Source organism: Candidatus Gracilibacteria bacterium, assembly GCA_041660965.1.
GTDB lineage: Bacteria > Patescibacteriota > Gracilibacteria > BD1-5 > JAGOOR01 > JAGOOR01.
In genome coordinates this window covers 104673-130548 of sequence record JBAZVH010000001.1, presented here as the reverse complement: position 1 = coordinate 130548, position 25876 = coordinate 104673, and the positions used below count along the sequence as shown (strand labels likewise).

The window sequence follows — 25876 nt, the reverse complement described above, 5'->3', positions numbered from 1 at the left end:
TTCTTTTTTTATGTTTGATTTTTTCGCAAATTCTGTCGATGGACTTATCATCCTCAGTTATATCATTGCTCTTGTGCTCTTTTTTCTTTACGGACCCCATAAAGTATATGAAGCTTTTTTCGGAGCACTTCTCGGGCTTTGATGTTATTTATTTGTGTATCAGATGACGTTTGTCACCCCAGATATTACTCGTACTCTTATTTTTGGAAATTTGATTGTAGATAATAGGGGAATCCTTTTGTTTTCTTCAAATGTCATTATGGTCTTTCTGTTTTTCTTTTCACCTATCAGTGTCGGAATTCATGCACGCGGTATGGTCCGTGGATCTCTATGGTTTGTATCAAAAATCATTATACTTTCTGCTTGTTTTGTGTTGTTTGGAGTAGCTCTTCTCTCACTTTCTTCTGGTATTCTCCCTATAATGAGAGACGCACCACTCTATTCACGCACATTTTTACAGACACCATTTTTTACGAATGCACAGATATACCTATGGATTATGGATCGAGCATATAGTATTCTTCTCATTGGTTTTTTCTTCGCATTTTATAAAATAATTTTCTCTCATTGGCTCACAAAATTAGGATTTTTTCTCGGCGCTCTCTATAGCAAAGGAAATGAGATTTTTGGGAAACGAAATTTTGATCAATGATCTCTATCGTCCGATTCAGATGGGTCTCAATGATCGGAAAATCATACAGAGGGAGATGCACATTCTTGACACTAAATGGATATATTTTTTTGGATGACCAGAATAACAGTTGTATATTTTATCATTTTATTCTATAAAAATATAGTGGAATATAATGTAGAAAGTCAATTTTGAGAAAACACTGCTGAGAAAACGAATATTATCTTCACATGAAAATCAAGCCATTTTTTCTTTGACTTTAAAATCCAAAATTCAATAATGGGTTCATATGTTTTCTCTCTCTGACATGACACATCTCCAGTTATTCTCTGAGCTTCTCGTTCAGAAGATGCGAAAACAAGATTTTTTGACCTATTTTCAAAAACTGAGTCTCGTACAGTGTGAAAACAAAAAGCTCGTTCTCGGCGTTGTTTCAGAATTCATCCGGGATAATATCTCTCATAGATTCTCAGATGTTATGTTATTGGCAGCTCAGGAGATTTGGGGAGAAGTGGATGACCTAGAAATTATCGTAGATTCTCAAATAGAAAATCCTACCTACACACACGTTATAGACTGCCGAAAAACTTTTAAAACGTCTCAGTCATCTCAAGAAAAAGCAAAAATTGCTACTGCAAAAAATAATCCTGGCCGTGAGGATTTTTCATCACGCTTTGACCTCGATCACTTTATCGTCGGACCAAGTAATCAACTTGCTTATTCTGCCTGTGAAGCTGTCGTGCGAAAGCCAGGCGCTCTCTATAATCCTCTGTTTGTCTATTCGGATGTGTGACTCGGGAAGACTCATCTTTTGCAAGGTGTAGCACTTGAGATCAAGAAAAAAACTCCAGAGAAGAAAGTCGTCTACATCACATCTGACCAGTTCGTTTCCGAATATGTGAATTCTGTCAAGGATCGACGAATCGAGCAGATGCGCGCCAAATACCGCTCTATCGACGTACTTCTCGTCGATGATATCCAGTTTTTGGCTGGAAAAAAACAAACTCAAGAAGAGCTCTATATGCTCTTCAATATCCTCTATGATACTGGTCGTCAGATTGTGCTCAGCTCAGATCGTCCTCCTAAGGAACTCACAGAGATAGAGCCACGACTTGTGAGTCGATTTGAATGGGGTATTATGGTGGATATCGATATCCCCGATTTTGAGACACGTCTCGCTATTCTCCAGCAAAAAGCTCGTGAAAAAGAATTTATCGTCCCTCAAGAAGTCGCTGAATATATCGCCTACAATATGGGTAAAAATATTCGTGAAATCGAATGAATGCTCAATCAGATGATTGCAGAACATGAGCTCTCTGGTTCGCTTCCTACTGTTGAGACTATCGCAAACCGATTTGATCGTCTCGGTGTCAAACACAAGATGATGGGCGAGAGTAGTGCAAAAAATATTCTTCGAAATATTTCCTACCAAGAAGTTATCCAATGAGTGGCTGATTACTTTGGCATTGAGACACAGGCACTTCTCGGCGATAATCGTTCACGAGATGTGATGATTCCACGACAAGTCGCGATGTACCTCCTCAAAAACAAACTTCGCTATACGTATGAGCGAATTGGTAATATCTTCAATGGTCGTGAGCACTCTGCTGTGATGTATTCCTGCAAAAAGCTCGACCTCCTCCTCAAAAAAGACCAACGGCTTGCCAGTGATATCTATTCTCTTCGTGAAAAAATAGGGGTATAACTCGTATGAAAATTGCCATTGTTCATGAGATGCTTATAAAGCTCTGAGGCGCAGAGAGGGTACTTCTAGAACTTATGAAGATGTATCCAGAAGCGGATGTATTTACTCTGATGTATGATGAAGAAAAAGTAGGAAAAGTATTTCCAAAAGAGAAAATTCACTGCACAGGTCCAGCTCAGTGGTTATATAAAATCACAAAAAGACCCCGAGCTTCACTGCCCCTGATGACATTTTCTGTTTCTGCAATTGATCTTTCAGGGTATGACTTGGTGATTTCCAGCTCAAGCTGATTTGCTCATGGAGTAGGATGAAAGAGAAAAGAGAAAAGAGAAAAGAGAAAAGAGGATGGAACTTTTGAAAAGATATCAGAAAATGCACAACTCAAGACTCAAAACTCAAGACTCAAAACTTCAGATCAGAGACTCTTTCATATTTGCTATTGTCATTCCCCAGCACGATATCTGTGGGATTGGAGCACACAAATCCAAGAGGAACTTGGATTTATAAATACAAAGTACAAAATCCAAAGTACAAAATGAAGGATTATTTCTTTTGTAAAAATATATTGTATTTGACCATTAGTTCGAGTGCTGTTTGCGGTTCTCCGAAAAATAGATCTCCAGGCGTCCAAATCGCCTGATATCTATATCGCAAATAGTAGGGAAGTGCAAGCACGAATTCAAAAATACTACAAAAGAGACTCTATAATTATTTATCCGCCAGTTGACACAGAGAAGTACCGAGTACCGAGTACCGAGTACCGAGTATCGGAACGGAATTTTTATGTTATTACGAGTGCTTTGACGCCTTTTAAGAGAGTAGACATCCCGATTCGTGTACTCTCAAAACTCCGTATTCCTTTAAAGATTATTGGTGCTGGTGCGCAAGAAGAAGAACTCAGAGAATTGGCTGGCCCCTCAGTAGAGTTTCTCGGAAGATTGAGCGATAAAGAGGTGGTCGAGGTCTATAAGAATGCTCGATGATTTTTGATGCCACAAAAAGAGGACGCCGGCATGGCGCCTATTGAAGCTATGGCTGCAGGGTTACCAGTATTTGGACAAGCGGCTGGATGACTTCTTGAGACGAGTATTGACGGCGTAACAGGAGAATTTTTCCCAGAAGAAACAGATGAGAGCTTCGAAAAATGATTTTTGGAATTTCATGAGAATATTCAAGCTGGTAAATATAATGATGCTGAGAATATTATGTCTCATGCTCAGCGATTTGGAGTAAAGGAATTTTGAGAGAGTTTCGCAAAAATAGTTGATAAAAAATAGCTTGCCTTTCGTTATTTTTTATTATAATCCTTCGGCGAGGGTTCTTAGCTCAGTTGGTAGAGCATCGGACTCTTAATCCGCTGGTCCCGGGTTCGAATCCCGGAGGACCCACCATTCGACTCGCTTTGCTCGCTCATGGTTTAACAACCTAGCGAGATGAATGCTCTCTAGTTTATCGAAGAGCGTTTTTGTACCAGAGCATAGTCAAATAACTCGTGCCTAATTATTTTTTAGGGCTTCTCACGAGAAATCGTCTCATTTCGAGACAACGTTGAACTTTCAACGATTAACCATTTATTTTATGGCAAAGAAAAAGGAGATTACACGAATCGTCAAACTCCAAATCACTGCCGGATCTGCGACACCAGCCCCACCAATTGGTACGGCTTTGTGACCAACCGGTATTCAGATTGCTGACTTTTGTAAGCAATTTAATGATAAAACTCGTGACCGTATGGGAACGATTTTACCAACTATTATCACTATTTATGATGATCGCAGTTTTACATTTGAGATGCGAGAACCACCTATGACTTACCTTATTAAAAAAGCTCTTGGTCTTGAAAGTGGTTCTGCTACACCTCATAAAGTAAAAGTTGGTAAATTGACCATGGCTCAGCTCGAAGCAATTGCTAAAGAGAAGATGCCTGACCTCAATGCCAACGATATGGAAGCAGCGAAAATGATTGTCCGTGGATCAGCTCGGTCTATGGGTATCGAATCAGAGTAATTGCAGAAGTAGTTAGTCGTTGGTAGTTAGTCGTTGGACTGAGTCTAAATACTAATTACTTATTACTAACTACTCTCATGGTCTCATCGTCTAACGGTTAGGACACGGGATTCTCATTCCCGCAATCGGAGTTCGATTCTCCGTGAGATCACCAATTCGAGCTTTGCTCTCAAGAAGAAGATAAAAGAAAAAGTAAACAGGATAGATTTTTTTAATAAAATGTTCGTATATCCCTTGAAGCATCTTCTTGCGAGAAGGTGTTTTTATATATTCAAGAATAAACTAAAGCCCCGCAATCAGTAGTTCTTCTTCTATTGCTTGTGTGAGATCGATGGCGAGTTTGTGGGTATCGATATACTGAATATCGTCGGAATCATCTGGAGTTTTTTTGAGATGAAATTCTCGAGATTGATTGGTAAGTGTTACTTTTTCGGATTGAATAGATTCATCGGGGATGTCTATCGTTGTCTTGAGTGCTACAAAGACGCACTCGATGCCATAAGATTGGTGGATGAGCTTGATATCCATCACGAGCTCACCACGGCAGATTACTTCAGAGAAGGTATCTTCTGGGGGAATTTGTTCAAAGTGAAATTCTTGTAAAGTTCCGACTGGACTTTCCAGTATTGCTGAGACATCGAGAGAAAAGAGAGACATACGGGCATTGTACTGATTTCAAAGGACCTTGCAATAATAAAAGACTGGCTACAATGATTCTATCTCCTGTGGCACGGAGACGCGACTACATCACCAAAAGTATAATATTCGGGTGGAACCCCCCGCTCATTTTCTTGTAATTCTAGATATAAATTCTTGTTTTCAAAAAAAGGAGCGGGGCCCGATACGCAGTAATTTATTGTGTATCGGTTTTTTAAATTTCTTGTATGACTGATATAGAATCTCGCATTTTTGCTCTTGAATCTCGCAATGCTCGTGTCGAATCTGATAAGTCATGGGAGACTTCATGAACTCGGAGAATAGCTATTCTTGTGATGACGTATTGCGTCATCGGACTCTATCTGAAGCTTCTCGGAATAGAAAATTGGTATCTGCACGCGTTGGTACCGACATTGGGGTATTTCTTTTCTACTTTGGCATTGCCTGTTGTGAGAAAAATCTGGCAAAAATATAATTAATCTACCCTTTTTAATTTCTATGAATACCCTCACTCTTATTTCTATTTTTTTAGCCCTTCTTACTCCTATCATCGGAGTTAGGTCAATATATAAGTGAGAATATAAACCACAGAGAATGACCCGTTTTTTGATATTTATCTTAACTGGTATTATGTTTTTTAGTCTCTTGCTACAGTCACGGTGAGCTGGAGTATATCTTGCGGGAGTACAATTCCTCTGATCGTGTGTTTACTTTATTCTTTCTTTTAAGTACTGAATGGGTGGCGCAAGCCGATTAGATTTTTCTGTATTAGTTGGGGTTATTGCAATAGGGGTTATTTGGTCTATTACGAGCAATCCATTTTTAGTGCTTATTCTTTCACTTGGGGTTGATTTTATAGCATTTATTCCGACATTTAGTAAGACGTGGTATTATCCTCATACAGAGAGCGTACCTTTTTATGGATGTGATGTGGTGGCGGCAATGGTAAATCTGATTGCTATCTCTCATATATTCTCTCATGATGCCGTGTTTTCCTGGTATGTGTTATTTTTAAATCTTCTCATGGTGCTTATAATAGTTTTCAGGAGAAGATATTTTTTGAAAGAAAAAGTAATCAGTATTTAATATTCCTAATCTTTCACCTCCAAAAATATGGAAACTTCTGAAGTTGTAATCAATCGGAAATAAATGTCCTGAACCCGTCAATCCATTCGTTTACCAAAGTATGACTATTCGCAAAATGGAGCATATTTTGTGACGATGTGTACGATGAATCGAGAATCTTTGTTTGGTGAAATCCGTAGGGGTTGAATATCTTCAACCCTAGGCACAAAATATCGTGCCCCCATATTGGATCCAACAGAATTTTGAAAAATCGCAGAACAATGTTGGCATGAAATACCCAATCATTATCCAAATGTTGAATTAGATGCATTTATCGTGATGCCAAATCATATTCACGGTATCATATGTATCGTAGGGGCAGAATATTTTCTGCCCGATCTGCCCAACCAAACAAATTGATTCCAATATGTTATTTCGAGATCATTGTCCGCCATTATCAGAGGATATAAAATCGGTGTTACCAAATGATGCCGAGCAATAATGCCGTGAATTGATATATGGCAACGCAATTTTTATGAATATGTGGTTCGAGACGAGGAAGATTTAAATCGTATTCGTGAATATATCATTTATAATCCGACAAATTGGAGGGAAGATGAGATGAATGGAGGTCCGTAGGGCACAATATTTTTGTACAAATTGATTGAATATTTTCATTTTTTTGTATTATATTTTATATTTAGGGAAGAATATTTTCTTTTAGGGCAGAATATTTTCTGCCCCTACGCATTTTTTTATGAAACGCATTGTCGACCTCGCGAAAAATCGCGGATTTGTATTCCAGGGCTCAGAAATCTATGGTGGTCTCGCAAATACATGGGACTATGGGCCTCTCGGTTCTCTCCTCAAGGAAAACCTCAAGAATCTCTGGATACGAGAATTTGTGCAGCGTCGCCCAGATATGGTACTCCTTGATGCAGCTATCTTGATGAATCCACAAGTATGGGTAGCTTCAGGGCATGTGGGGGGATTTAGTGATCCGTTGATTGATGATAAAAATACGAAAGAGCGTTTTCGTGCGGATAAATTAATAGAGGGGAAACTTGATGAGTTAAAAAAAGAAAAAGTTCGTATGTATTTTAAGGAGCATTGAAATATATATATATGAGATCATCTCATAAAAATTGTTAAGTGAGAAGAAGGTGAGCCAAATGAGCATGTTATAGATCAAGAGAGAACCAATGAGCACTTAGGGGATGTTGCTGAAGATTCCTTAATCGTTTCTAATGAATTTGAAGAAGGAATTAAGAAAAAATATGGAGTAAACAATCTTATTCCAGAATCATGGACACCAGAACAGCAATATAACTTTATGGTTGGTGAAGATATTCGAAATCCGAATAATCCTGATGTTCCAGCTAAGTGGACAGAGATTCGAAAGTTTAACCTGATGTTCAAAACTTCTCAAGGTGTGACAGAGGACTCTTCGGCACTCGTTTATCTCCGTCCTGAAACTGCCCAAGGAATCTTTGTTGATTTTCCAAGTATTGTCCGCACCTGTCGTCGTCGTGTGCCATTTGGTGTGGCACAGGTTGGTAAGGCATTTCGTAATGAGATTACTCCAGGAAACTTTATTTTCAGAACACGAGAGTTTGAACAGATGGAAATCGAGTTTTTCTGTGAGCCAGGCACACAGCTTGAGTGGCATGAAAAATGGAAAGCAGATTGCAAGAAATTCCTGATGGAAACTGTGGGAATCAAGGAACAAAATCTTCGATTTCGCCAGCATGAAGCTGATGAGCTTTCTCATTATTCTGATGCGACGTTTGATATCGAATATGATTTTCCAAGTATCGGATTTTCTGAGCTTCAGGGGATTGCGTCGCGAACTGATTTTGACCTCAATGCTCATATGAAGGAAAGTAAGCAGGATATGAGCTATTTTGACCCTGTCAAAAATACGAAGTTTGTACCCTATGTTATCGAACCATCGATTGGTCTCACTCGTCTCTTCCTCGCGACACTCTGTGATGCGTATGACACCGTCAAAGATGAGGAAGGTGCTGAACGAATTGTTTTGCGATTGAAACCAGAAGTGGCACCAGTCAAGATTGCCGTACTTCCACTCGTGAAAAAACTCAATGAAAAAGCAGAAGAAGTCTTTATGATGCTCTCAAAGAACTTTATGACTTGGTATGATGAGACGGGCTCAATAGGGAAGCGCTATGCCCGATTTGATGAGATAGGTACGCCTTGGTGTGTGACGATAGATTTTGAAAATTCTCTTGAAAAAAATGCTGTCACTATCCGTCATCGGGATACTATGGAACAAGAGGTAGTGGCTATCGAGGATTTAGTGGAATATTTTACGAAAAAACTTTGGTAAAAGAAAACCATTCAATTCCTGGCGACCTTTGGGTACTTTTGATGGCAAAAGTACCCAAAACCACTGAAAGGAAATAAACTCGCTCTCCAGTTTTTCGTCTGTCTTCTATTATTCATGACGCTCAGACAGTATTTCCTCTCAGACTCTCATTTCAGAACAGCAAGAAAACTTTTAACAAGCTCTCTCTCATTTTTGAGGGAGTAGTATTATGCCCCCTTGATAAAGGGGGGTAGGGGGGATTTGTGTATTTTTTCACAATCCTCCGCCCTTAAGTAATCTTACTATTCGAAGTGAGATTCACTCACTTCTCGCCTTTCTCAAGAAGGCAATGTATTCATATTTTTCTGTCGATAAAATTTTTTTAAATATCAAGCATTCTTGCAATAATCCCTCTATCCCTATAATGGAGGAGTATGACTGAACCAAAGATATCAGTACTCTTGATAGATGACGATCAGTGAATTGTTGATTCTCTGGTATTGTATCTTGCTTCTGAGTTTGATGTTCACGTCTGTATGCGGGGTGATGAGGCAGTTCAGCGGTTTCAGGAGCTTTCCCCTCAGGTCGTCATCTTAGACATCAATCTCCCTGGAAAGGATGGATTGGAAGTTTTACGAGAAATCCGTGAAATATCACATGTCCCTATTTTGATGCTCTCAGCACGAGATGACCAGGAAAATATCAATACATCTTTTGAATGTGAGGCGGATGATTATATCGGTAAGCCATTTAGTCCGAAAGAGGTTATTATGCGTATCAAGGCCATCCTCCGTCGTGGATCCTCTCAAAACACCCCGAAGGGTCTGATGTATCGTGATTTACGACTCGTAGAATCAGAGCTGAGAGTCATCCGATGAAAAAAGAATGTGATACTCACGAAATCAGAATTTCAGATACTGAGCTATATCCTCAATCGTGCTGGTAAGATTGTTTCTCGAGATGATCTGATGCATGAGATTATGGGGTATGCGAATTTTCTCTACGATCGGACTATCGATACACATATCAAAAATATTCGTCATAAAGTGGGGGATGATGTGCTCATCACCGTGAGAGGTATTGGCTATAAAAGTTTTTAATCCTTTTTATGAATTTTCTTATCGGTCTACTGGTTATCGGTCTCGGGGTTTTGATTCTCAAATACACTCGCCAGACCTACGAGTTTGTCGGATCTTTTTCCTGGGCAGAGAAATTTTTTGGCATCGGAGGCACTATTACTGCTCTCAAGCTCTTCGGGATTATCTTTATCGTGGTAGGAGCGCTCTATGCGCTTGGCTGGATAGTATAATATCAAGGTACTCTTTAAGAAGTAATTTCTTCTATGTTCATTGCCTGGGTACCGAGACATATATGGTGACGAGTCCTCGTTGTTGTTATTGGTCTTGTAACACTTGGTTATGTCTTAAGTGATACTTTAGGATTATCAGAATGACTCCTTGATTTACCTCAATGAGAGTCAGTGCAGGAGGAAGTGCTTTCTGGAACTCCTGTAGAATTTGTGGAGCCCCCTCTGGTTCCGGTATATTCAATGGTTATAAAGTGACAGTCGCCAACAGATCTTCTCTGAGATATCATCGACATGACACTTTCAGAGTATACCTGTGACCCCACTAAAACTGAATGTAGGATGAATATCCTTGTGACTCCACTTGTGGATTGAATTTCTTCTTCACAATTAATCTGCGTGATTACAGCTGACTTTGATCTTATCGCGGGCGCTGAACCCTGTAACCCAAATACATCCGTTGTTCCTGTAGGAGATCACCATATCACGATTCAAATTCTTCAGAAATCCGATAATGCTCTTCTTGTAACCCGAGAAATCCTTCTCAAAAATCCACCTGTGGATACTACGATAGATCCGACTCGAGTAACTCTTGTTTTCGAGTGGCAACAGACGACTCATCTTCTCCTCAAGGAGGATGTATCGCTTTCTGAATACACCTGCGATCCAGAGCAGACGGAGTGTAAAATGAATCTTCTTGTTACTCCATTTCTTGATTGAATCACTTCTTCATGACTCACTTGTGAAATTGTAGCAGATTTTCCTCTTATTTCCACGGATGATCCATGCAATCCAAATACATCCATTATTCCCACTGGAGATCATATACTCACGATTAAAATTCTTCAGGTATCTGACAATACTCTTCTTCAAACACGCGAAATTCTTCTCAAAAATCCACTCATTGATACGTCGATTGATCCCCTTCGTGTCGCATCTACTCTTGAATGGCAACAGACGACGCATTTACTTTTGCAGGATGATACATCGTCGGCAGAATACACCTGCGATCCAGAGCAGACAGAGTGCAAAATGAATCTTCTCATTACTCCGACTCTTGATGGGCTTACTTCTTCAAAATTAACCTGTGCTATTACGGCTGATTTTGAGATTATCCCGAGTGTTTCTGATCCATGCAATCCAAATACCTCTCTTATTCCCACTGGAGATCATATTCTCACGATTAAAATTCTTCAGGTATCTGACGGTACCCTTCTGCAAACACGCGAAATTCTTCTCAAAAATCCACTCATTGATACGTCGATTGATCCATCGCGAGTGACGACCATAGTTGCATGGCAGAGCCCGACGTATCTCATTCTCAAAGAAGATACTTCACTTCCTGAATATACCTGTGACCCAGCTCAACCAGAATGCAAAATGAATCTTCTGGTTACACCGCTTTTAGACGACATTGCTTCTACACGACTGACGTGTGAAATCGTTTCTGACTTTCCTCTTGAGCCCACGACAGATGTTTGCAATCCAAATACTTCTATTGTTCCCTTTGGTGAACATATTCTCACGATAAAAATCCTTCAAAAATCTGATAGTCTCCTTCTCTCGACTCGGCAAATACTTCTAAAACATCCTGCCCCATCCTGAGGTTCTTCTGGTGGAGGAAGTGGAGGGGTGTCATTCCTCGATCTCAGTACTTCAAAAATAGCCATTCAAAGCGGTTTGGATCCTGATGGACGATGTCGTAGTGATACGTGTCAAGCGAATTTTCTCGCTGAAGCGCCAGCAAATGCTGTATGTCAGTGGGATTTTTGAACTGGAGTCTTTGAAACCACAGATACGAATCTCAAATGCAATCCATGATATGTGAAATTTCCTTTTGATACTACCATAAAACTGACAGTATCTGATCCAAATAACCCAGTCAATCAGGTCATTCTGAATTTTTATGTTTACCACGAAACAACTCCAGTTACCTCCTCTTCACCCAAAGCTCAGATAGATATTCAGGGGGTGGTGGGAAATAATAAGCGTCTTATATCTGGATGAGTCATATGTGAAATTGGCAATGATGAAACGTGCTCGCTGAATTTTACAGGCGAAAAAAGTATCAATGCAAAACGATATTTTTGGGATTTCTGAAATCAGATCACTTCAGATAAAGAAAATCCGAGTGCTCAGAAATATACCTTATGAAAATATATAGTTCGACTGGTTGTAACAAGTGATATTGGCACATCCTCCGAAGCATATTATGAGATACAGATCGTGAAAAAATTTGATATTTTACCAGAAAAAATTTGTCTGAATTGTGCAGAAATGGTAGGAAAGATTCAGATATCTGCTGTGCTTCCAAATCCTCCCCATACTGATACTGTGGAATGGATAGAGCTTCGTAACATCTCTTCTGAAACGTGGAATCTCGACACGTGTACACTTTCTGATGAGAGCAAAAAATTTGCACTTTCTGAGACGATTGGTGCTGGGAAGACTATCAGATTTCGTCAAATAGTGACTGGACTGAGTATCTGAAATATGAAAGAAACTCTTGAGCTACGATGTGGAGAGGTGTTGGTAGATACATTTTCATGGGATTTTGAAGTACCAAGCGGTTATATTCTCCGTCGAGATATGCTGGATAGAGCACCAGTCCAAGTACATGTAGTCGATGTAGTGGATGGAGATACTGTGGATGTAATGCTTCATAATAAAAAGACACGAGTTCGTCTTCTCGGAGTCGATACGCCAGAGACGGTTCATCCACGGAAAGCGGTGGAGAAATTTGGGAAAGAGGCCTCTGATTTTACAAAGAAAACATTGAATGGAAAAACTGTTTGGATGACTTTTGATCATGAGCTTCTCGATAAGTATAGTCGAACGCTGGCATATATCTGGGAATGTGATAATGGTTTTGACGTGGCTCGCTGTACGATGTTTAATTCTCGGCTTATTTCTGAGTGATATGGTCGTATGGAGCGACGATTTGAATTTATGCATTATGACGAATTCAATGCATTGGAAAGTATCGCCAAAAAGGCAAAAATAGGGATCTGGTCAGATCCAGAAGTCGTGAAAGCTCTAAACGAAATCAGCGCAGAAGAAGCTGAACAACTCAAAAAAGAACAAGAAGAAGAATATCTCAGACTCCAAAAGGAACTCCTTGAACTCGAAAAACTTAAATGCAAAGAAGAGGGTACGTGCGAAGATATTCTCTCATGGGCTGTTATCACTGAGAAAATGAGCACACTTTCCGTCCGTGTAAATACTTCAGGAGCTCTCTCAGTGAGTGGTCGGACATGGTGAGACTTTCCAGTCAAAATATCCTTTTTCCTCGGAGATATTTTAGTATATTCGGCTGATATAATGACTGATAGTTCCGGGGAATACACACTACAATGGTATCCAAAAATCCTCTGAGAATATCGTGCAGAAGCTATTTTCCAGAACCACGAACCTCTATCTACTGATGCCCCAGAAGATGGTATTGTAAGGATAGAAAAGAATATTATTCTCGAAAATCTCTCTGATCATTTTCTCGCTCTTCTTACTGGAGCAATTGTTTTACAGGGTACTCAATGAACCAAAAATCGTTGGATGGGGGAGGACGGCATCTTTCATTGTCTGAGCCGTGGCTCGTGCTCAGTCAATCTGACCGCTGAAGTCAATCGTAAAAAAGATATCCGTTATGAATGGACACTGCCAGACGGCACTGTCTCTATCGAAAAAAATCCTCCAGCACTGAAGCTGGCATATGGTGACTCTACTGCGACCCTAAAAATAACGGATGAAATAACAGGGGAGAAGGTTGAGTCTGTTTTTAGAGTTCAGCATCGAGCAATTCCAAAAGCTCCCAAAAAAGCGTCGTCCACATCCTCCAAATATACTATCGATCTCAAAGATGCCACCCTCGATACTGGAGGTGGCGTAATGCCAGAGCCATCTTCTACTGGTGTTTGAAAGGCATTATTGACGTTGTTTCTCTTATCTCTTTCCTCCTTTGTTCTTTTTTGAAATTATCAATCAAAAGTATTTGTTGACAAATAAAAAATTGGGCAATACTGTATTTATAGTATTTCTTAATTTCTTTTATGCCCCTACTTCCTTCTGCTCCAGATCGTGGAGTATCACACACAGCATGAGCTACTCTTCCTCGAAAACCTGTTGCCCTTACCCCTAGAACTGTCGGAGTATGAACACCTCTTTCTACTTTTGCATCATCAAAATCCACTCCTCTTCCATCTCCAGGCAGAGATCTTCTATTACCAATTCAGACTACACATGCTAATACAGTGGCTCAGATCATGGTAGACGGGATTGAACACCCTGTTTCGATGCCTATTGGAAAAGTACTGCGTTCACCGAGTGGTACAACACGCGAATTGATGCAATATAATCCTGGCGATAATCCTTGAGAAGGTGAATTGATTTTTCTCACCACAAAGACATATACTGGCGATGCATTGAGAGGCAAGTTTATACTCAATGGCGCTAAGCTATTAGAGGAAGCAGATTTCTCAGGATTAGTTACTGGTGACGAAATATATCATGAAGATGCTGGAGACAATAAGTTTACTATTTTACATGTTGAAGAAGATGGCGGTCAGGTTACTTGAGTGACTATGTGGCATTATGAAAGTACCCCAGAAAATACTAAGTTTGATTTTGTTAAGGACATAAATCCCACCAAATAGATAATAAATATATAAACTTAATAATTATTTTTATGCCAATGTGATTTGTAGATAGCCCTGAAATACCACCTTCTCATTGTCTCCCATGGTGAAGAGATAGGTCATCTTCTAGGAACTTGCCACCACAGCATCTTACCTCAGAGCAGCATCTTTTATCACGACGATCGACCAATTGACTATGTCCATACCAAACCGTTCATGATATCGTTACTAAATCTAGAAGATTAGTTGGTACTCTTGCTATGCCAACAAGGCCTATAGGCACACATCTCTCTTATCCTCCAAACACATAAGAAACATATTCCGATAAGAGCTCTCTCTTGCTGAGAGGGTTTTTTGTGCGTTGCAATTTCCTATTTTTTCTTATAATCCCTGCACTATTTCTTATTTATTTTAAGTATGCAGGCAACAAGTAAAAAAGTGGGTCCAAATATTTTTGAGATCACTATCAAGGAAAGTGGTGCAGAGATGGAAAAGTATAAAAAAGAAGCTGTGCAAGCCATCTCATCAGAGAGACAATTCGCTGGTTTCCGCAAAGGAGACGAAGTGCCTTTTGACGTCGTAGCACGAGAAGTAGGGGATGAGCGATTGATGCAAGAAGCACTCAATCAAGCTCTGCGAGTGCTCTATCCGAAAGCACTGAAAAAGCTCGAAATTACCCCAGTTGATATGGGAGAAATCAAGGATATGACGTCTTTTTCTCCGCTCGATGTCGTCCTGACTGTCGAAGTCGCTCCAGAAGTGGAGCTCGATATCAAAAAAATAGAAAAAATCAAAATAGAGGTAGCTCCTGTCGCTGTTCCTGATGAAGAATTGCAAAAGGAACTCGATGAAATCATCGCACGAAGTACGCACTATCATCCTCGTGGGGCACACCATGGGCATACACATGATGAAAATGGAGAAGTCTCTGAGACTGACCTTGCGATTCAAATGGGTGATAAAGTGATGGTAAATGCTGTCGGATATGATAAAAAAGGTGGAACAACTGATGATCGTATGAAACTCAATGATTTTGAGATCACTATCGGAGCGAAAATGATGATTCCTGGCTTCGAAGAGGCACTTGTGGGTGCAAAAGAAGGTGATGTGGTAGAATTTGAGGTGAATTTTCCAAAGGACTACCACAGCGAAGATTTTGCTGGAAAGAGTGCATTCTTTGTGACCACAATTCTCTCTGTCCAATATCCGCATACACCAGAATGGAATGAAGAACTTATCGAGCGAGTATGGGGCAAAAAGCTCTCATTCTCAGATTTTAAGACAGAATATCGTGAAGCGATGCTGACTGATAGAGCTGAAAAGGCACGAACTGAAGCAGAAGAAAAACTCACACAAGAACTTATTGCTATCAATCCCGTCGCAGTAGGCCCAAAAATGGTCGAGCGAGAAGTCGAAAATCTCTGGATTCACCATAATCGTGAGATAGAGAAACAGGGGATGGATGTGAAGACGTATTTAGAGCATTTAAAAACCTCAGAAGATGTATTTAAAAAAGAACATATCGAACCAGTTGCTCTCAAGCGTGTCCAGGCAATGCTCATCATGGAAGCTCTCAAGAAACACTATGCTCCTGAGATTGCTGACGATGTTGTCGTGGCTGAAATCCGAAAGGTATTTGCTCGGTACGCTCACAATGCTGATTTTGAGACCCGTGTCCTCGAGCTCGCAAAGCCAGGAACTGAACATTTCAATGATGTAAAAAACCGCCTCGAGTACCGAGCTGTTATTGATCGATTTTTGAAGTAAACCCTTTTCTCCGTCATCCGCCTAGGCGCGGATCTATCCTGTTTAGTTAAAAATAAGCCCACCGAAAGGTGGGTTTATTGCTATCTCTAAGTTAATAAATTTCTACAAAACGAGATTATTATGCTTGTTCATCCGTATATGGTTCCCAAATATGATCTACAATGTCATATTGCTCAGGTGTATTTTTGTTATTGGTATTTCGTAATGCTAAAATTCCCCCATATTTATCTTTTTTAATTTCAAAAGGTTTACCTTCTGCATCTATGAACTTCCCAGGAGTTCATGTAAGTAAAGCATTTCATACATCTAATTTTCGTATTTCCTCTTTTGTATTATCTGTTTTTCATTTTGCTACACTTTCTACTTCAGGAGCATAAGGTTTCCAAATATTATTTAATGGATCATATTGTTCAGTATGATTGGTGGTAACGTTATTTCTTAATGCTAGCGTTTTTTCGTCCTTACCTTTTTGAATTTCAAAAGGTTTACCATTTTCATCTAAATATTTTCCTGGTGTTCATGTTCGAAAAGCATTTCAGGCATCTAATTTTGTTGGGGGTGTATTTTTCTCATTCCCTTTAACATCTATTTTAGAGTCATCAGCAGACATTGCTATATCGAGTGATTCAAGTGTTTTCCATCAGAGAATCCCATCTCATTTCCCTGGGGTGGCTAATTTATTATCTTCTTGATATTTGCTTACTGCATTTATTATTTCATCAGGTTTTGAATCTTTCTTAAGTCGTAATTTTGCATACGCTTTTTGTATCATATCTTCCGTAAATCATGCCTTCTTCATCCACTCCTGTGACAATTTCATTTTTCTATCACTGTCAAGATTTCTGATAGCCTCGGCTCTTTTTTGAGGATCGAGTTCTTTTATGTCACTTGTTATTGATTTTCGCATTGCTACAAGGGCTTCTTTTCTTTTACTTTCATCTTTTAGAATGTCTTTAGTAGATATTTTTGGTTCTGAAGGGGTTTCTGCCATATAAATATATTAGAAATAAAATGACATATTTATCTTACTCTACCTTTTCCTGTAATGCAAACTTTTCGATAGAGAAAAAATAAAAGAGAAGAGAGAAAAAATTAGGACTTTTGTTTTATCATAAAAAAATCCAGTGATTGCTCACTGGATTAAATTATATTTTTTTGATATTATGCCTCGTTATTGATGATTTTATCGATAAGACCGTATTTGAGTGCCTGTTTTGCATCCATAAAGTTATCACGATCACAGTCTTTCTCGACTTGCTCTATGGGTTGACCAGTGTGTTTTGAGAGGATTCGGTAGAGTATGCCTCCAGTTTTCAGGATATGCTCGGCTGCAATCTTGATCTCTGTTGCTTGTCACTCTGCACCACCAAGTGGCTGATGAATCATAATCTCAGAATGAGGGAGGGAATATCGCTTTCCTTTTGCACCTCCAGCGAGGATGATAGACCCCATGCTGGCTGCCATACCGATGGCGACCGTGATAACATCAGGCTTGATATATTGTATCGTATCGTAGATAGCGAGACCAGCGGTGACATGTCCTCCTGGAGTATTGATATACATCGTGATGGGCGCTTTTGAATCCTGCTTTTCGAGGAAGAGGAGCTGTGCGATAACAGTATTGGCTACGTGAGAATCGATAGCTTCACCGAGGAAGATAACGCGATCCTCGAGGAGTCGTGAGTAGATATCATAGACGCGCTCGCCACTTGGTGTTTTATCGATAACTGTGGGGATAAGAGTGTCACCAATCTTTTTTGATGATTTTTTGAGTGTAGTAGATTTGTACATGAGAGAAAAAGAATATAAAAACGAAGATTATTGTTGTGATTCCTGCATTATTTTTTGAAATTCTGGATTATTCACAGTTTCTTTCACTGCTCCTTTTACATCATCGATGAATTGAGAATTGTCTGGATTTGCGACCTGAGCCACAGTCCCAGCCGTCATAGCTATACCTCCGATACCCATAGCCACGATAGCGATAATGCCTAGTACCCATGCAAGGGTGGTTTTACGACCATTGACGGTCAATCCAAGCCATGGAATCATAATAGCAGAGAAGAATATGAGAAGTAGGGTAGTCCCAGTTCCTCTTTTAGTTCTTTTTGAGAGACCATTATAAACAAAAATAAGCCCTATGAGCACTACTATACCTCCTATAACTGGCACAAATGATCCAAGGAGTAGTACAGCAATCATCCAGAGCGGTTGCTCGGAAATCTTTACGAGAGGGTAGACGTTTGCTACTGGTATCCATGACCATGCAGGATGAAGTGTTGGCTCATACTTTTTTACCAAGAGATGAAGGCCATAACACATCGAAATATACATAGCTATTCCGCCGATGAAGAGCAGCCCTCCTCCGATCATTATCCCGATAATTGAGAAAGCGTTAAAAATACTTGGTTCCATAAAAGAAGATAAAAAATAAAGCATCATTATGCTATTCTAAAAATCTCATAAACAAGACATATGATCATTATTTACTCTTTTCAAAATTTGCTAGAGTGGTGTAGTAAAAGATTCTCCGAGTTCTCCAGTTTGAAACTCAGAAAAAATCTCTATACTTCTCCTATGTCTCCATTTAAAAATCTCCTCACAAAGTGAGTTTCTCGTGTTATCGATGAAAAAAATCTGATTAAGCGTCTTGAAAGCGGGAAAAAACTCCGCATCAAACTCGGTATTGATCCCACGGCACCCATCGTACACCTTGGCCATGCTGTGACTATTCTCAAGCTTCGTGAGTTCCAAAAACTCGGTCACCAAATCATTGTCCTTATCGGTGACGCGACAGCTCAGGTCGGCGATACATCAGACAAAAATGCCGAACGACCGATGTTGAGCCGTGAAGAAACACGAAAAAATGCAGAAAGATATCTTTCTCTGTATGGGAAAATTCTCGACCTCAAAGATGTCGAAGTATACTATAATAGCGAATGACTCGATAAGGTGAATTTTTGTGGAGTAGGGGAGCTGGCAAAGCATTTTTCAGTCGCTGAAATGCTTGACCGCGATAATTTCTCAAAACGATATAAAGCAGGAGAACGCATTAGCTTACAGGAGTTCTTATATCCATTGATGCAAGGATATGACAGCGTTCTTCTTCATGCAGATGTTGAAATTGGAGGCAATGACCAATACTTCAATCTGCTTGCTGGTCGTACTCTCCAGGAAGCGTTTTGACAAGAAAAACAAGATATTATCACGATGAATCTCATTATGTGAACTGATGGTCAGAAGATGAGTAAGACGAAAGGGAACTTCATCCCGCTCGATATGACAGCCAATGATATGTTTGTAAAGATTATGGAAATACCCGATGAGCAGATTATTCCGTATTTTGAGAGCTGTACTATGACCGATATGGCAGATATTGAGAATATCAAGAAACAACTTTCACAAGGTGAACATCCACGGACTATCAAGAAGAAACTCGCTCGAGAGATTGTAGGACTCTACCACTCGGCTGATTTAGTTGATCATGCAGAGGAATATTTCGAAGCGACGATTGCAGGATGATCTCGTCCACAAGATACAGATATCCTGATGTATCATTACAAAACTGGAGAAATTCCTCTGGTGACCCTTATTCGTGAAATAGGTATGGTAGGGAACTCGACAGAAGCACGAAATGCTATTATAGGTGGAGGCGTCAAGGTGGACGAAGTCGTTATCTCTGATGTAAAAACGACAATCGTTGTTTCTGTGGATAAAAAGCTGATTCAAGTGGGGAAGAAAAAGTTTGGATATGTAGCTGAATAAAGTCTAAAAGAGTTTTTCAGACTTGCATTTTGTGATTTTCCTTTATTATCAAGGCACTTATTTAATTTTTTACTGTATTTTTATGGCAAGTATGGACGATGTAAAGGTCGGGAAGCGTATTCTCGTGGATGGACAACCCTATGAAGTGATCAAATCAGAGCATCTCAAGGTCGCAATGGGAAAGGGTATGGAAAAATGTATGATTATCAATCTTCTCACAGGTAAGACGATTCCTATGACATTTCATGCGGTGGATAAGGTCGAAGCTGCTGATATACAAATGCGAGATGCGGACTATCAGTATTTTGATGGTGCGGCATATCATTTTATGGATATACAAAACTATGAGAGTTATTTTATCAATGCTGATGTGATCGGGGATAAAAAATATTTTCTTGTCGATGGAAATAAAACGACGGTGATGTTCTGGGATGGCAACCCTATCAATGTACAGATTGATCCTTCTGTGACACTGGAAATCGTAGATACTCCACCAGGAGAAAAAGGTAATTCTGCATCCAATAATCTCAAACCTGCTACGACCAATACTGGACTCCAGCTCAAAGTGCCACTCTTTATCGGTCAAGGCGAAAGAGTGCGTGTGGATAGTAGGACGTATGAATATCTCGGGAGAGATAATACGTAATGTAATTCCAATTCCTGGCGTCATTCTGGTACTTTTGGTGGCAAAAGTACCCAAAACCATTGAAAGGAAATAAACTCGCTCTCCAGTCCGTCTCACTCTTCTCTTATTCACGACGCTCAAACAGTATTTCCTCTCAAGCTCTCATTTTCTGAGGAGCAAGAAGGAAAACAATAGGGCTTAAAATTGTGGTGTCGGATTAAAAAGAATAAGGAATCTTTTCGCAGGAATGACGGACGCAAAAACAGGAATGACGATGAGTTTATTTCTTCATCAAAAAAGTAACTGGCTTGAAGAAAAAGGCAAGAAAGGTGATGATATTGAAATAAACACTGAGTGTCAAAAAACCACAAAGAACAGAGATCCAGAGTGCAATGTTGTGATCAAAAAACTTTGTCACAATATCTTTATCGCCTTTTGTAGGGGTAGTGACTGCTTCTTTTGCTTTTTCTATTCCAAACATTTTTGCGATTTCCTGGTAGGCCGTTGTATTGGTGATAGCATCGAGAGTATTTCCTGTTTTTTTGACCGCTATTTGGCTACTAATATAGACTTCTTTGATACCTGTCACAAATTGGCTCACAGGAGTATAGATGGTCACCGAGACCCACGTAGAGAGGATAAGTCCGGCTATCAGAAGAATAAACTTCATACAGAGAAAAAAATAAAGAGAGTAAAATTCTTTAGTTGCAAGCAGGAATAGGAGTAGGTCCAGCTCTTTCAAAGGTCATCCCCGTTCTTCTATCAATATGGATTTCTCGGTAGACAAGATTACGACCGATTTGGAGGATAAGGTGCGGCGTGGCACCACCTAAGGTAGTTGGTTCTAAAATTTGCATAGTATCTCAAGTAAATTCGATGGTGAGTGTGGATCCGAGAGATGGCGCATACGGGCAAGGAAATACATTTAGTCCTAATCCTACAAGGGGCCAGGATTTTGTGTAGGAGGTTATATTGTAACTTCCTTCATCATCTTTTGCCAAGTCCGCCTTTGCTATATAATTTATAGTGTTATTGCCAAAGCTTATTTCAATTTTTCTCTTTCTTACTATTTCTCCTCACTCAGTTTTTCCGAGGAGAGTATTTGTTTTTTCTTGGTCGATGAGGCCTATGAGATTGACAGCGAGTTCTTCTATTCGTGCATTTTCTCTCCGGGAAAAGAGACCTCACCAGCTTCCGAGCGCGAAAAGCATACCAATTATTAGAATGACTACCATCATTTCGACAAGAGTAAAACCAGCATTTTTGATATTTTTAAATTGATTGTCTATCATGAATGGGGTAGAGTAAGGATATATTAACTTCTTTCCTATGTACAGGATATTCATTCTTTCATTTCTTGCAATAGTTTTCGCTACTTTTGCAGTTGAACCTTCTCAGATTATTCTCAGAGCAACAGAAATTCGTGGTGATGCTATGGTCTTGGAATGGTCACCTATTGAGTGAGCGGCACAGTATAAAGTATTTTATGATGAAGCAACTCTTGTCAATCCAAAAGCACCTGATCCTATGCTCGAGTCACCAACTACGGATAAGACTCGCATTGAAATCACGAAAATGCTCGAATGAGCAGAATACTATTTCATCGTACGATGATATGATGCACAAGATGTGGAAGTAGGAAAGACTATACCTCTGCATGCGAGCACACTCAATATACCAGTTTTTGGTCTCAAAGAAGCAAAAGTCATCGATGACCAACATATTCAACTCTCTTTTTCTCGCCCTGTCGATATAGCACAGACGCAGATAGAGATCATGAATACAGAAACAAAAAATGTCCGTGAACAAGCAGACATGCAATCTTCTGTACAAGATCTCCGAATTATTGATATTACTCTCAGAGGTAAGCTGGAATTAGGAGTTTCTCATGATGTAGTCCTCAAAAAAGTCACGAATACTGCTGGGGAAACACTTCCTCTTGATGCTAGTAAAAAAACAACTATTACATTCGCTGCAGCAGAACAAGCTCCAGTATCACCTGTTGTTGCTCCGGTGATAGAAGCTCCAACAGTCACAACTGTGGCAGTTGCTCCTCCAGTCACAGAAACGCTAGAAGAAGCCCAGACAGTAGATACATCTGCAGCAGAGACATCAGCATCAGATGTGGCACTCGCTGATCTCAAAAAAGATGTCGCAGTTATAGCGCCAACTGCCCCTGAGACGTCATCTGACAACATCGCTCTTCTTCCGCTCGAAATCGAAGAAGATATAAAGACCCCAGTCCCCATCGATAAGCTGCCTCAAACAGGGGCGCCTGCTTTTGTATTCCTTTTGATGGCACTGACTCTCGGCACTGCTCTGTCCTATAAGAAAAAGACATCAGTATAAAATGTATCAAATAACTCTAAAAAATCCTCTCAGACATGAGGGGATTTTTTTATAAAAAAACACTTTATACGAAGAAAAATGGAACTACTGTTTTGAGAATCCACGGTATCAGAGTCAAAGCAACAAGTCCTATAATGATAGCAATGATTTTTTCTTTTGCCATAGTCTTTATCTCCTCGGTACTCACACCAGAGATAGAGTATCCGACACCGAAAATGACCAAGAAAAGTACTCAGAGAATCAGACTGATAAAAAAGATGTATTTGTAAATATCGGCTACAAATTCTACGAAACCAGTTTTTGATTGCACACAACATCTATATCGTGACATCTGTCCAGAGGTGCCTCCGATGAGACCTCATTTACTGGAGAGCCCACATGGCTCACTGGTGATGGTACAAATCTCTGAGGGCATACCGACGTATTGATTGACTCCATCATAATTACTATCTTGTGCAAATCAAAAGATGCTGCTCGTTCCGATGAGTGTTATGAGGAGAAGAGTTTTTTTCATATGAATTTAATTTTCTTTAAAAGATATTGAGACCAATAATCTCTATCAAAAATGTGTATCCCAGAATGAGCATAATAGTCGCAAAGGCAGTATACATCAGTATCTTTTTTCCTTTGTCTGTCCGCTCTTCGTTACCACCAGAGGTGATATAATAGTATCCACCTATGATTATATAGATAATTGCGATAGGTCCAGCAAAGTAGAGAAAGAACTTCGCTCATGTTATGAGGACACCTATTATTCCGTTTGCCGTTCAGGTGAGATTTGATTGAAAAAATACAGCTCGATAGATCATTTCTATAAATCCTGTAACCAATAGTACTATAATACCATATCAAAGGCGATGTTTTGCTCTGTCGTTTGTTTCTTCATTTCCAGATCAAAAGAACATCATAAATCATCCCCATGTAAACATAATGACGGCTATGACGAGCATCGTCATTTCCAAAAACTGAATTACCGATGTGCTACTTCCAGATCCAAAGAAATTTTGTGGGCAGAAGAAAAAATTGCATCTTTCAACAGCATTTTCCGATATGCTTGTTGCAATTCCTCCCTGGCCGAGACTGTCTCATACTCACGTTATTTTATTATAAAATCCAGATGTTCTATAGTCACTTCCTGTAATAATTTGGTAAATAACGTCTGGGATATTGATGATAAATAGTCCGAGAAACACGAGCATAATTCTATTTTTTCCATCTGATGTTTTTTCTTCATCACCCATACTCGTGATCCACAAAAAACCGACATAGAGCATAGCAATGAGTGCGACTCAGTTGAGTACCAGTCTCGCAAAATCGAGTAAATACCACAATATATTCCTCGCTGTATCAAAGAAGTTTCCTCATCATTCCCCGATATTGATGATATTTTGGATAGTACCACGATCAGGGCTTACGATGCCCGCAGCATACACTGTTCCAAGGCATATACTTCAGACGATCAGGGCTGTTTTAGTGAGAAGGTAGGGATATGTATTTTTCATCAATATCATAAAAATGTTTTAGATATCTTGGTTGGTAAAAAATCATTCATAATCTTCTTTTTGAATAATGCCCCTTTTCTCTAATTCTTGTGCATGGAGGTACATAGGTATCATACCTTCTGCACGACCATTTTCGATAGCATTGGTCATTTGTCACATATCTCCGGATCGTATGAGATTTTTTATACCTGGATTCAGGAGCATCAATTCAAATATTGCGATACGTTTTCTTGTTCCATCTCTTCGCATCAGGAGACGTTGAGAGAGGACTCCGAGAAGACTATCCGCGAGACGTCAGTATATCTGCCTTTGCTGTTCTGCAGTAAAAAATTGTATAATACGACTAATAGTCTGTACACTTCATGATGTGTGGAGCGTGGAAAATACGAGATGACCAGTTTCTGCCAGGTTGAGAGCTGACTCTACTGTTTCTGCATCGCGCATTTCTCCTATGACGACAATATCCGGATCTTCTCGCATAGCAGCTCGGATAGCTGTAGAAAATGAATGGGTATCTCTCCCCACTTCTCTCTGAGAGAAGTTTGATTTTTTATCCGTAAAGATAAATTCTATGGGGTCTTCGATGGTGATAATATTATCTCAACGTAAATTATTTATTTCCTCAAGCATGGCGACAAGTGTTGTTGATTTACCTGATCCAGTGGGACCTGTAATCAGTACAAGTCATTGCTTAGCATGTATAAATTTTTCGATACTTTTCGGCAGTCATAGATCTTCACAGTTTTTTGCCTTTTTTTCGATTCTTCTGAGAGAAAAACCCAGTTTTCCAAGTGACCAAAAACCATTCACACGAAATGAAACCTGGTTTTTTTCCGAAATGTATCAAAAATCCGCATCATGTTGAGTTTCCAGATCATTCTTTATTTTTGGGTGAACACTTAAAAATACATTTTTGATATCGTCGATATGTTTTTCTGTCAACACTGGTTCTTCGGTGAGTGGTATGAGAATACCCTCGACTCGATAGGTAATATGCTTTCCTGTGTGTAGGTGGATGTCAGAAGCATTTGTCACAATAGAATACTCAAGTATTTTATTGACATTTGGTATTGTTTTTGCTTCATCCATAAAAAACGACCACTTTTCTTCACTTTTTACGTCTGCCAAGACAGTAGAGATATCATTTTTGTTTTTTTGTGTCAACACGAAATCGATGACATGCGGAAAGTGTTTTCTACAATATGAAAGCGCATTTTCGAGCGTATCAAATGTTTGTACTTTTTTGGAAATACCAGTTATTTCTAATACGTCGCCTGCGTCTCCTCGTACAATCACGATATCTCAGCCAGATTTTTCCAAATATTTTTGCACCACGAGTAGTCCATTCAAAAAAGCAGTTTTCACTCACTCTGTCTTTGTGAGGTCACAAATGACAATTTGAGGGGCTTCATGGGTGTATTTTAAAATCTCAGCAAAAATAGGAGGAGACGTCTTGTCATCTAAAATTCCAATCCCTGTAATGATCAGGACACCTTCTTTGTGTCAAATACTTGTTTGAGTGTATTCCATACAAGCATTT

25 protein-coding genes and 2 tRNA genes are annotated in these 25876 nt (G+C 39.6%); 18 read left to right on the top strand and 9 right to left on the bottom strand.

The annotated features are described in order from the left end of the window. The first annotated feature begins 10 nt into the window (after positions 1–10). The 6 genes from WC753_00700 to WC753_00675 all read left to right on the top strand — a co-directional run bounded on the left by WC753_00700 (position 11) and on the right by WC753_00675 (position 4497). Positions 11–727, top strand: coding sequence for a hypothetical protein (locus tag WC753_00700; GenBank protein MFA6079985.1), 717 nt, complete (start codon positions 11–13; stop codon positions 725–727). 193 nt (positions 728–920) lie between these two features. Beyond that, positions 921–2336, top strand: coding sequence for a chromosomal replication initiator protein DnaA (gene dnaA, locus WC753_00695; protein MFA6079984.1), 1416 nt, complete (start codon positions 921–923; stop codon positions 2334–2336). A 5-nt stretch (positions 2337–2341) separates the two neighbouring features. Further along, on the top strand, positions 2342–3613 hold the full coding sequence (locus tag WC753_00690; protein MFA6079983.1) for a glycosyltransferase: 1272 nt from the start codon (positions 2342–2344) through the stop codon (positions 3611–3613). Positions 3614–3651: 38 nt separating this feature from the next. Then, a tRNA-Lys gene (locus WC753_00685) sits at positions 3652–3727 on the top strand. Between the two features lie 187 nt (positions 3728–3914). Then, positions 3915–4343 carry a 50S ribosomal protein L11 gene (gene rplK, locus WC753_00680; GenBank protein ID MFA6079982.1) on the top strand — a complete coding sequence of 143 codons (429 nt, stop codon included), beginning with the start codon at positions 3915–3917 and terminating at the stop codon, positions 4341–4343. A 79-nt stretch (positions 4344–4422) separates the two neighbouring features. Beyond that, positions 4423–4497 (top strand) — tRNA-Glu (locus tag WC753_00675). Positions 4498–4625: 128 nt separating this feature from the next. On the opposite strand, the gene WC753_00670 is transcribed toward WC753_00675, so the two are convergent. Continuing rightward, a complete protein-coding gene (locus tag WC753_00670; GenBank protein MFA6079981.1) occupies positions 4626–5000 on the bottom strand; it encodes a hypothetical protein in 375 nt (124 codons plus the stop codon). A 227-nt stretch (positions 5001–5227) separates the two neighbouring features. Here WC753_00670 and WC753_00665 point away from each other — a divergent pair, with 227 nt between their 5' ends. From WC753_00665 to tig, 9 genes are all read left to right on the top strand, one after another. Further along, positions 5228–5479 carry a hypothetical protein gene (locus tag WC753_00665; protein ID MFA6079980.1) on the top strand — a complete coding sequence of 84 codons (252 nt, stop codon included), beginning with the start codon at positions 5228–5230 and terminating at the stop codon, positions 5477–5479. Between the two features lie 19 nt (positions 5480–5498). Further along, positions 5499–6086: a hypothetical protein gene (locus tag WC753_00660; protein ID MFA6079979.1), complete on the top strand. Its 588-nt coding sequence runs from the start codon at positions 5499–5501 to the stop codon at positions 6084–6086. Positions 6087–6149: 63 nt separating this feature from the next. After that, positions 6150–6704 (top strand): transposase, encoded by a 555-nt coding sequence (locus WC753_00655; GenBank protein ID MFA6079978.1) that lies wholly within the window; start codon positions 6150–6152, stop codon positions 6702–6704. A gap of 118 nt (positions 6705–6822) precedes the next feature. After that, entirely contained in the window at positions 6823–8412 is a 1590-nt protein-coding gene (locus WC753_00650; protein MFA6079977.1) for a glycine--tRNA ligase, read from the top strand. A gap of 413 nt (positions 8413–8825) precedes the next feature. Then, positions 8826–9491 carry a response regulator transcription factor gene (locus WC753_00645; protein ID MFA6079976.1) on the top strand — a complete coding sequence of 222 codons (666 nt, stop codon included), beginning with the start codon at positions 8826–8828 and terminating at the stop codon, positions 9489–9491. An 8-nt stretch (positions 9492–9499) separates the two neighbouring features. Next, a complete protein-coding gene (locus tag WC753_00640) occupies positions 9500–9700 on the top strand; it encodes a hypothetical protein (protein ID MFA6079975.1) in 201 nt (66 codons plus the stop codon). A 33-nt stretch (positions 9701–9733) separates the two neighbouring features. Next, positions 9734–13699, top strand: coding sequence for a thermonuclease family protein (locus WC753_00635; GenBank protein ID MFA6079974.1), 3966 nt, complete (start codon positions 9734–9736; stop codon positions 13697–13699). Between the two features lie 44 nt (positions 13700–13743). Next, positions 13744–14346, top strand: a complete 603-nt coding sequence (locus WC753_00630) for a hypothetical protein (protein MFA6079973.1) — start codon at positions 13744–13746, stop codon at positions 14344–14346. Positions 14347–14745: 399 nt separating this feature from the next. Next, positions 14746–16095: a trigger factor gene (tig, locus tag WC753_00625; GenBank protein MFA6079972.1), complete on the top strand. Its 1350-nt coding sequence runs from the start codon at positions 14746–14748 to the stop codon at positions 16093–16095. Between the two features lie 118 nt (positions 16096–16213). On the opposite strand, the gene WC753_00620 is transcribed toward tig, so the two are convergent. The 3 genes from WC753_00620 to WC753_00610 form a co-directional block, all read right to left on the bottom strand. After that, positions 16214–17086, bottom strand: coding sequence for a hypothetical protein (locus WC753_00620; GenBank protein ID MFA6079971.1), 873 nt, complete (start codon positions 17084–17086; stop codon positions 16214–16216). A gap of 170 nt (positions 17087–17256) precedes the next feature. After that, positions 17257–17886 (bottom strand): ATP-dependent Clp protease proteolytic subunit, encoded by a 630-nt coding sequence (locus WC753_00615; protein MFA6079970.1) that lies wholly within the window; start codon positions 17884–17886, stop codon positions 17257–17259. A 27-nt stretch (positions 17887–17913) separates the two neighbouring features. Further along, positions 17914–18510, bottom strand: coding sequence for a DUF5684 domain-containing protein (locus tag WC753_00610; GenBank protein ID MFA6079969.1), 597 nt, complete (start codon positions 18508–18510; stop codon positions 17914–17916). A gap of 162 nt (positions 18511–18672) precedes the next feature. On the opposite strand from WC753_00610, the gene tyrS reads away from it, so the two are divergent. Then, positions 18673–19860, top strand: coding sequence for a tyrosine--tRNA ligase (gene tyrS / locus WC753_00605; GenBank protein ID MFA6079968.1), 1188 nt, complete (start codon positions 18673–18675; stop codon positions 19858–19860). Between the two features lie 91 nt (positions 19861–19951). Then, a complete protein-coding gene (gene efp, locus WC753_00600) occupies positions 19952–20506 on the top strand; it encodes an elongation factor P (protein ID MFA6079967.1) in 555 nt (184 codons plus the stop codon). Positions 20507–20765: 259 nt separating this feature from the next. On the opposite strand, the gene WC753_00595 is transcribed toward efp, so the two are convergent. Both WC753_00595 and WC753_00590 read right to left on the bottom strand, forming a co-directional pair. Then, positions 20766–21155 carry a hypothetical protein gene (locus tag WC753_00595; protein MFA6079966.1) on the bottom strand — a complete coding sequence of 130 codons (390 nt, stop codon included), beginning with the start codon at positions 21153–21155 and terminating at the stop codon, positions 20766–20768. A 31-nt stretch (positions 21156–21186) separates the two neighbouring features. Further along, positions 21187–21777, bottom strand: coding sequence for a type II secretion system protein (locus WC753_00590; protein ID MFA6079965.1), 591 nt, complete (start codon positions 21775–21777; stop codon positions 21187–21189). Between the two features lie 37 nt (positions 21778–21814). On the opposite strand from WC753_00590, the gene WC753_00585 reads away from it, so the two are divergent. Further along, positions 21815–22834: a hypothetical protein gene (locus tag WC753_00585; protein ID MFA6079964.1), complete on the top strand. Its 1020-nt coding sequence runs from the start codon at positions 21815–21817 to the stop codon at positions 22832–22834. A 64-nt stretch (positions 22835–22898) separates the two neighbouring features. Here the strand turns inward: WC753_00585 and WC753_00580 are convergent, their stop codons facing one another. From WC753_00580 to WC753_00570, 3 genes are read right to left on the bottom strand one after another with little or no spacing between them, the layout of a single operon-like run. Then, a complete protein-coding gene (locus WC753_00580) occupies positions 22899–23348 on the bottom strand; it encodes a hypothetical protein (protein MFA6079963.1) in 450 nt (149 codons plus the stop codon). A 16-nt stretch (positions 23349–23364) separates the two neighbouring features. Next, complete coding sequence (locus WC753_00575) at positions 23365–24345, bottom strand: hypothetical protein (protein MFA6079962.1); 981 nt, start codon at positions 24343–24345, stop codon at positions 23365–23367. 9 nt (positions 24346–24354) lie between these two features. Further along, the gene (locus tag WC753_00570; protein MFA6079961.1) at positions 24355–25866 is read right to left on the bottom strand and encodes a PilT/PilU family type 4a pilus ATPase; all 1512 of its coding nucleotides are present in this window, start codon (positions 25864–25866) and stop codon (positions 24355–24357) included. Between the last annotated feature and the right edge of the window lie 10 nt (positions 25867–25876).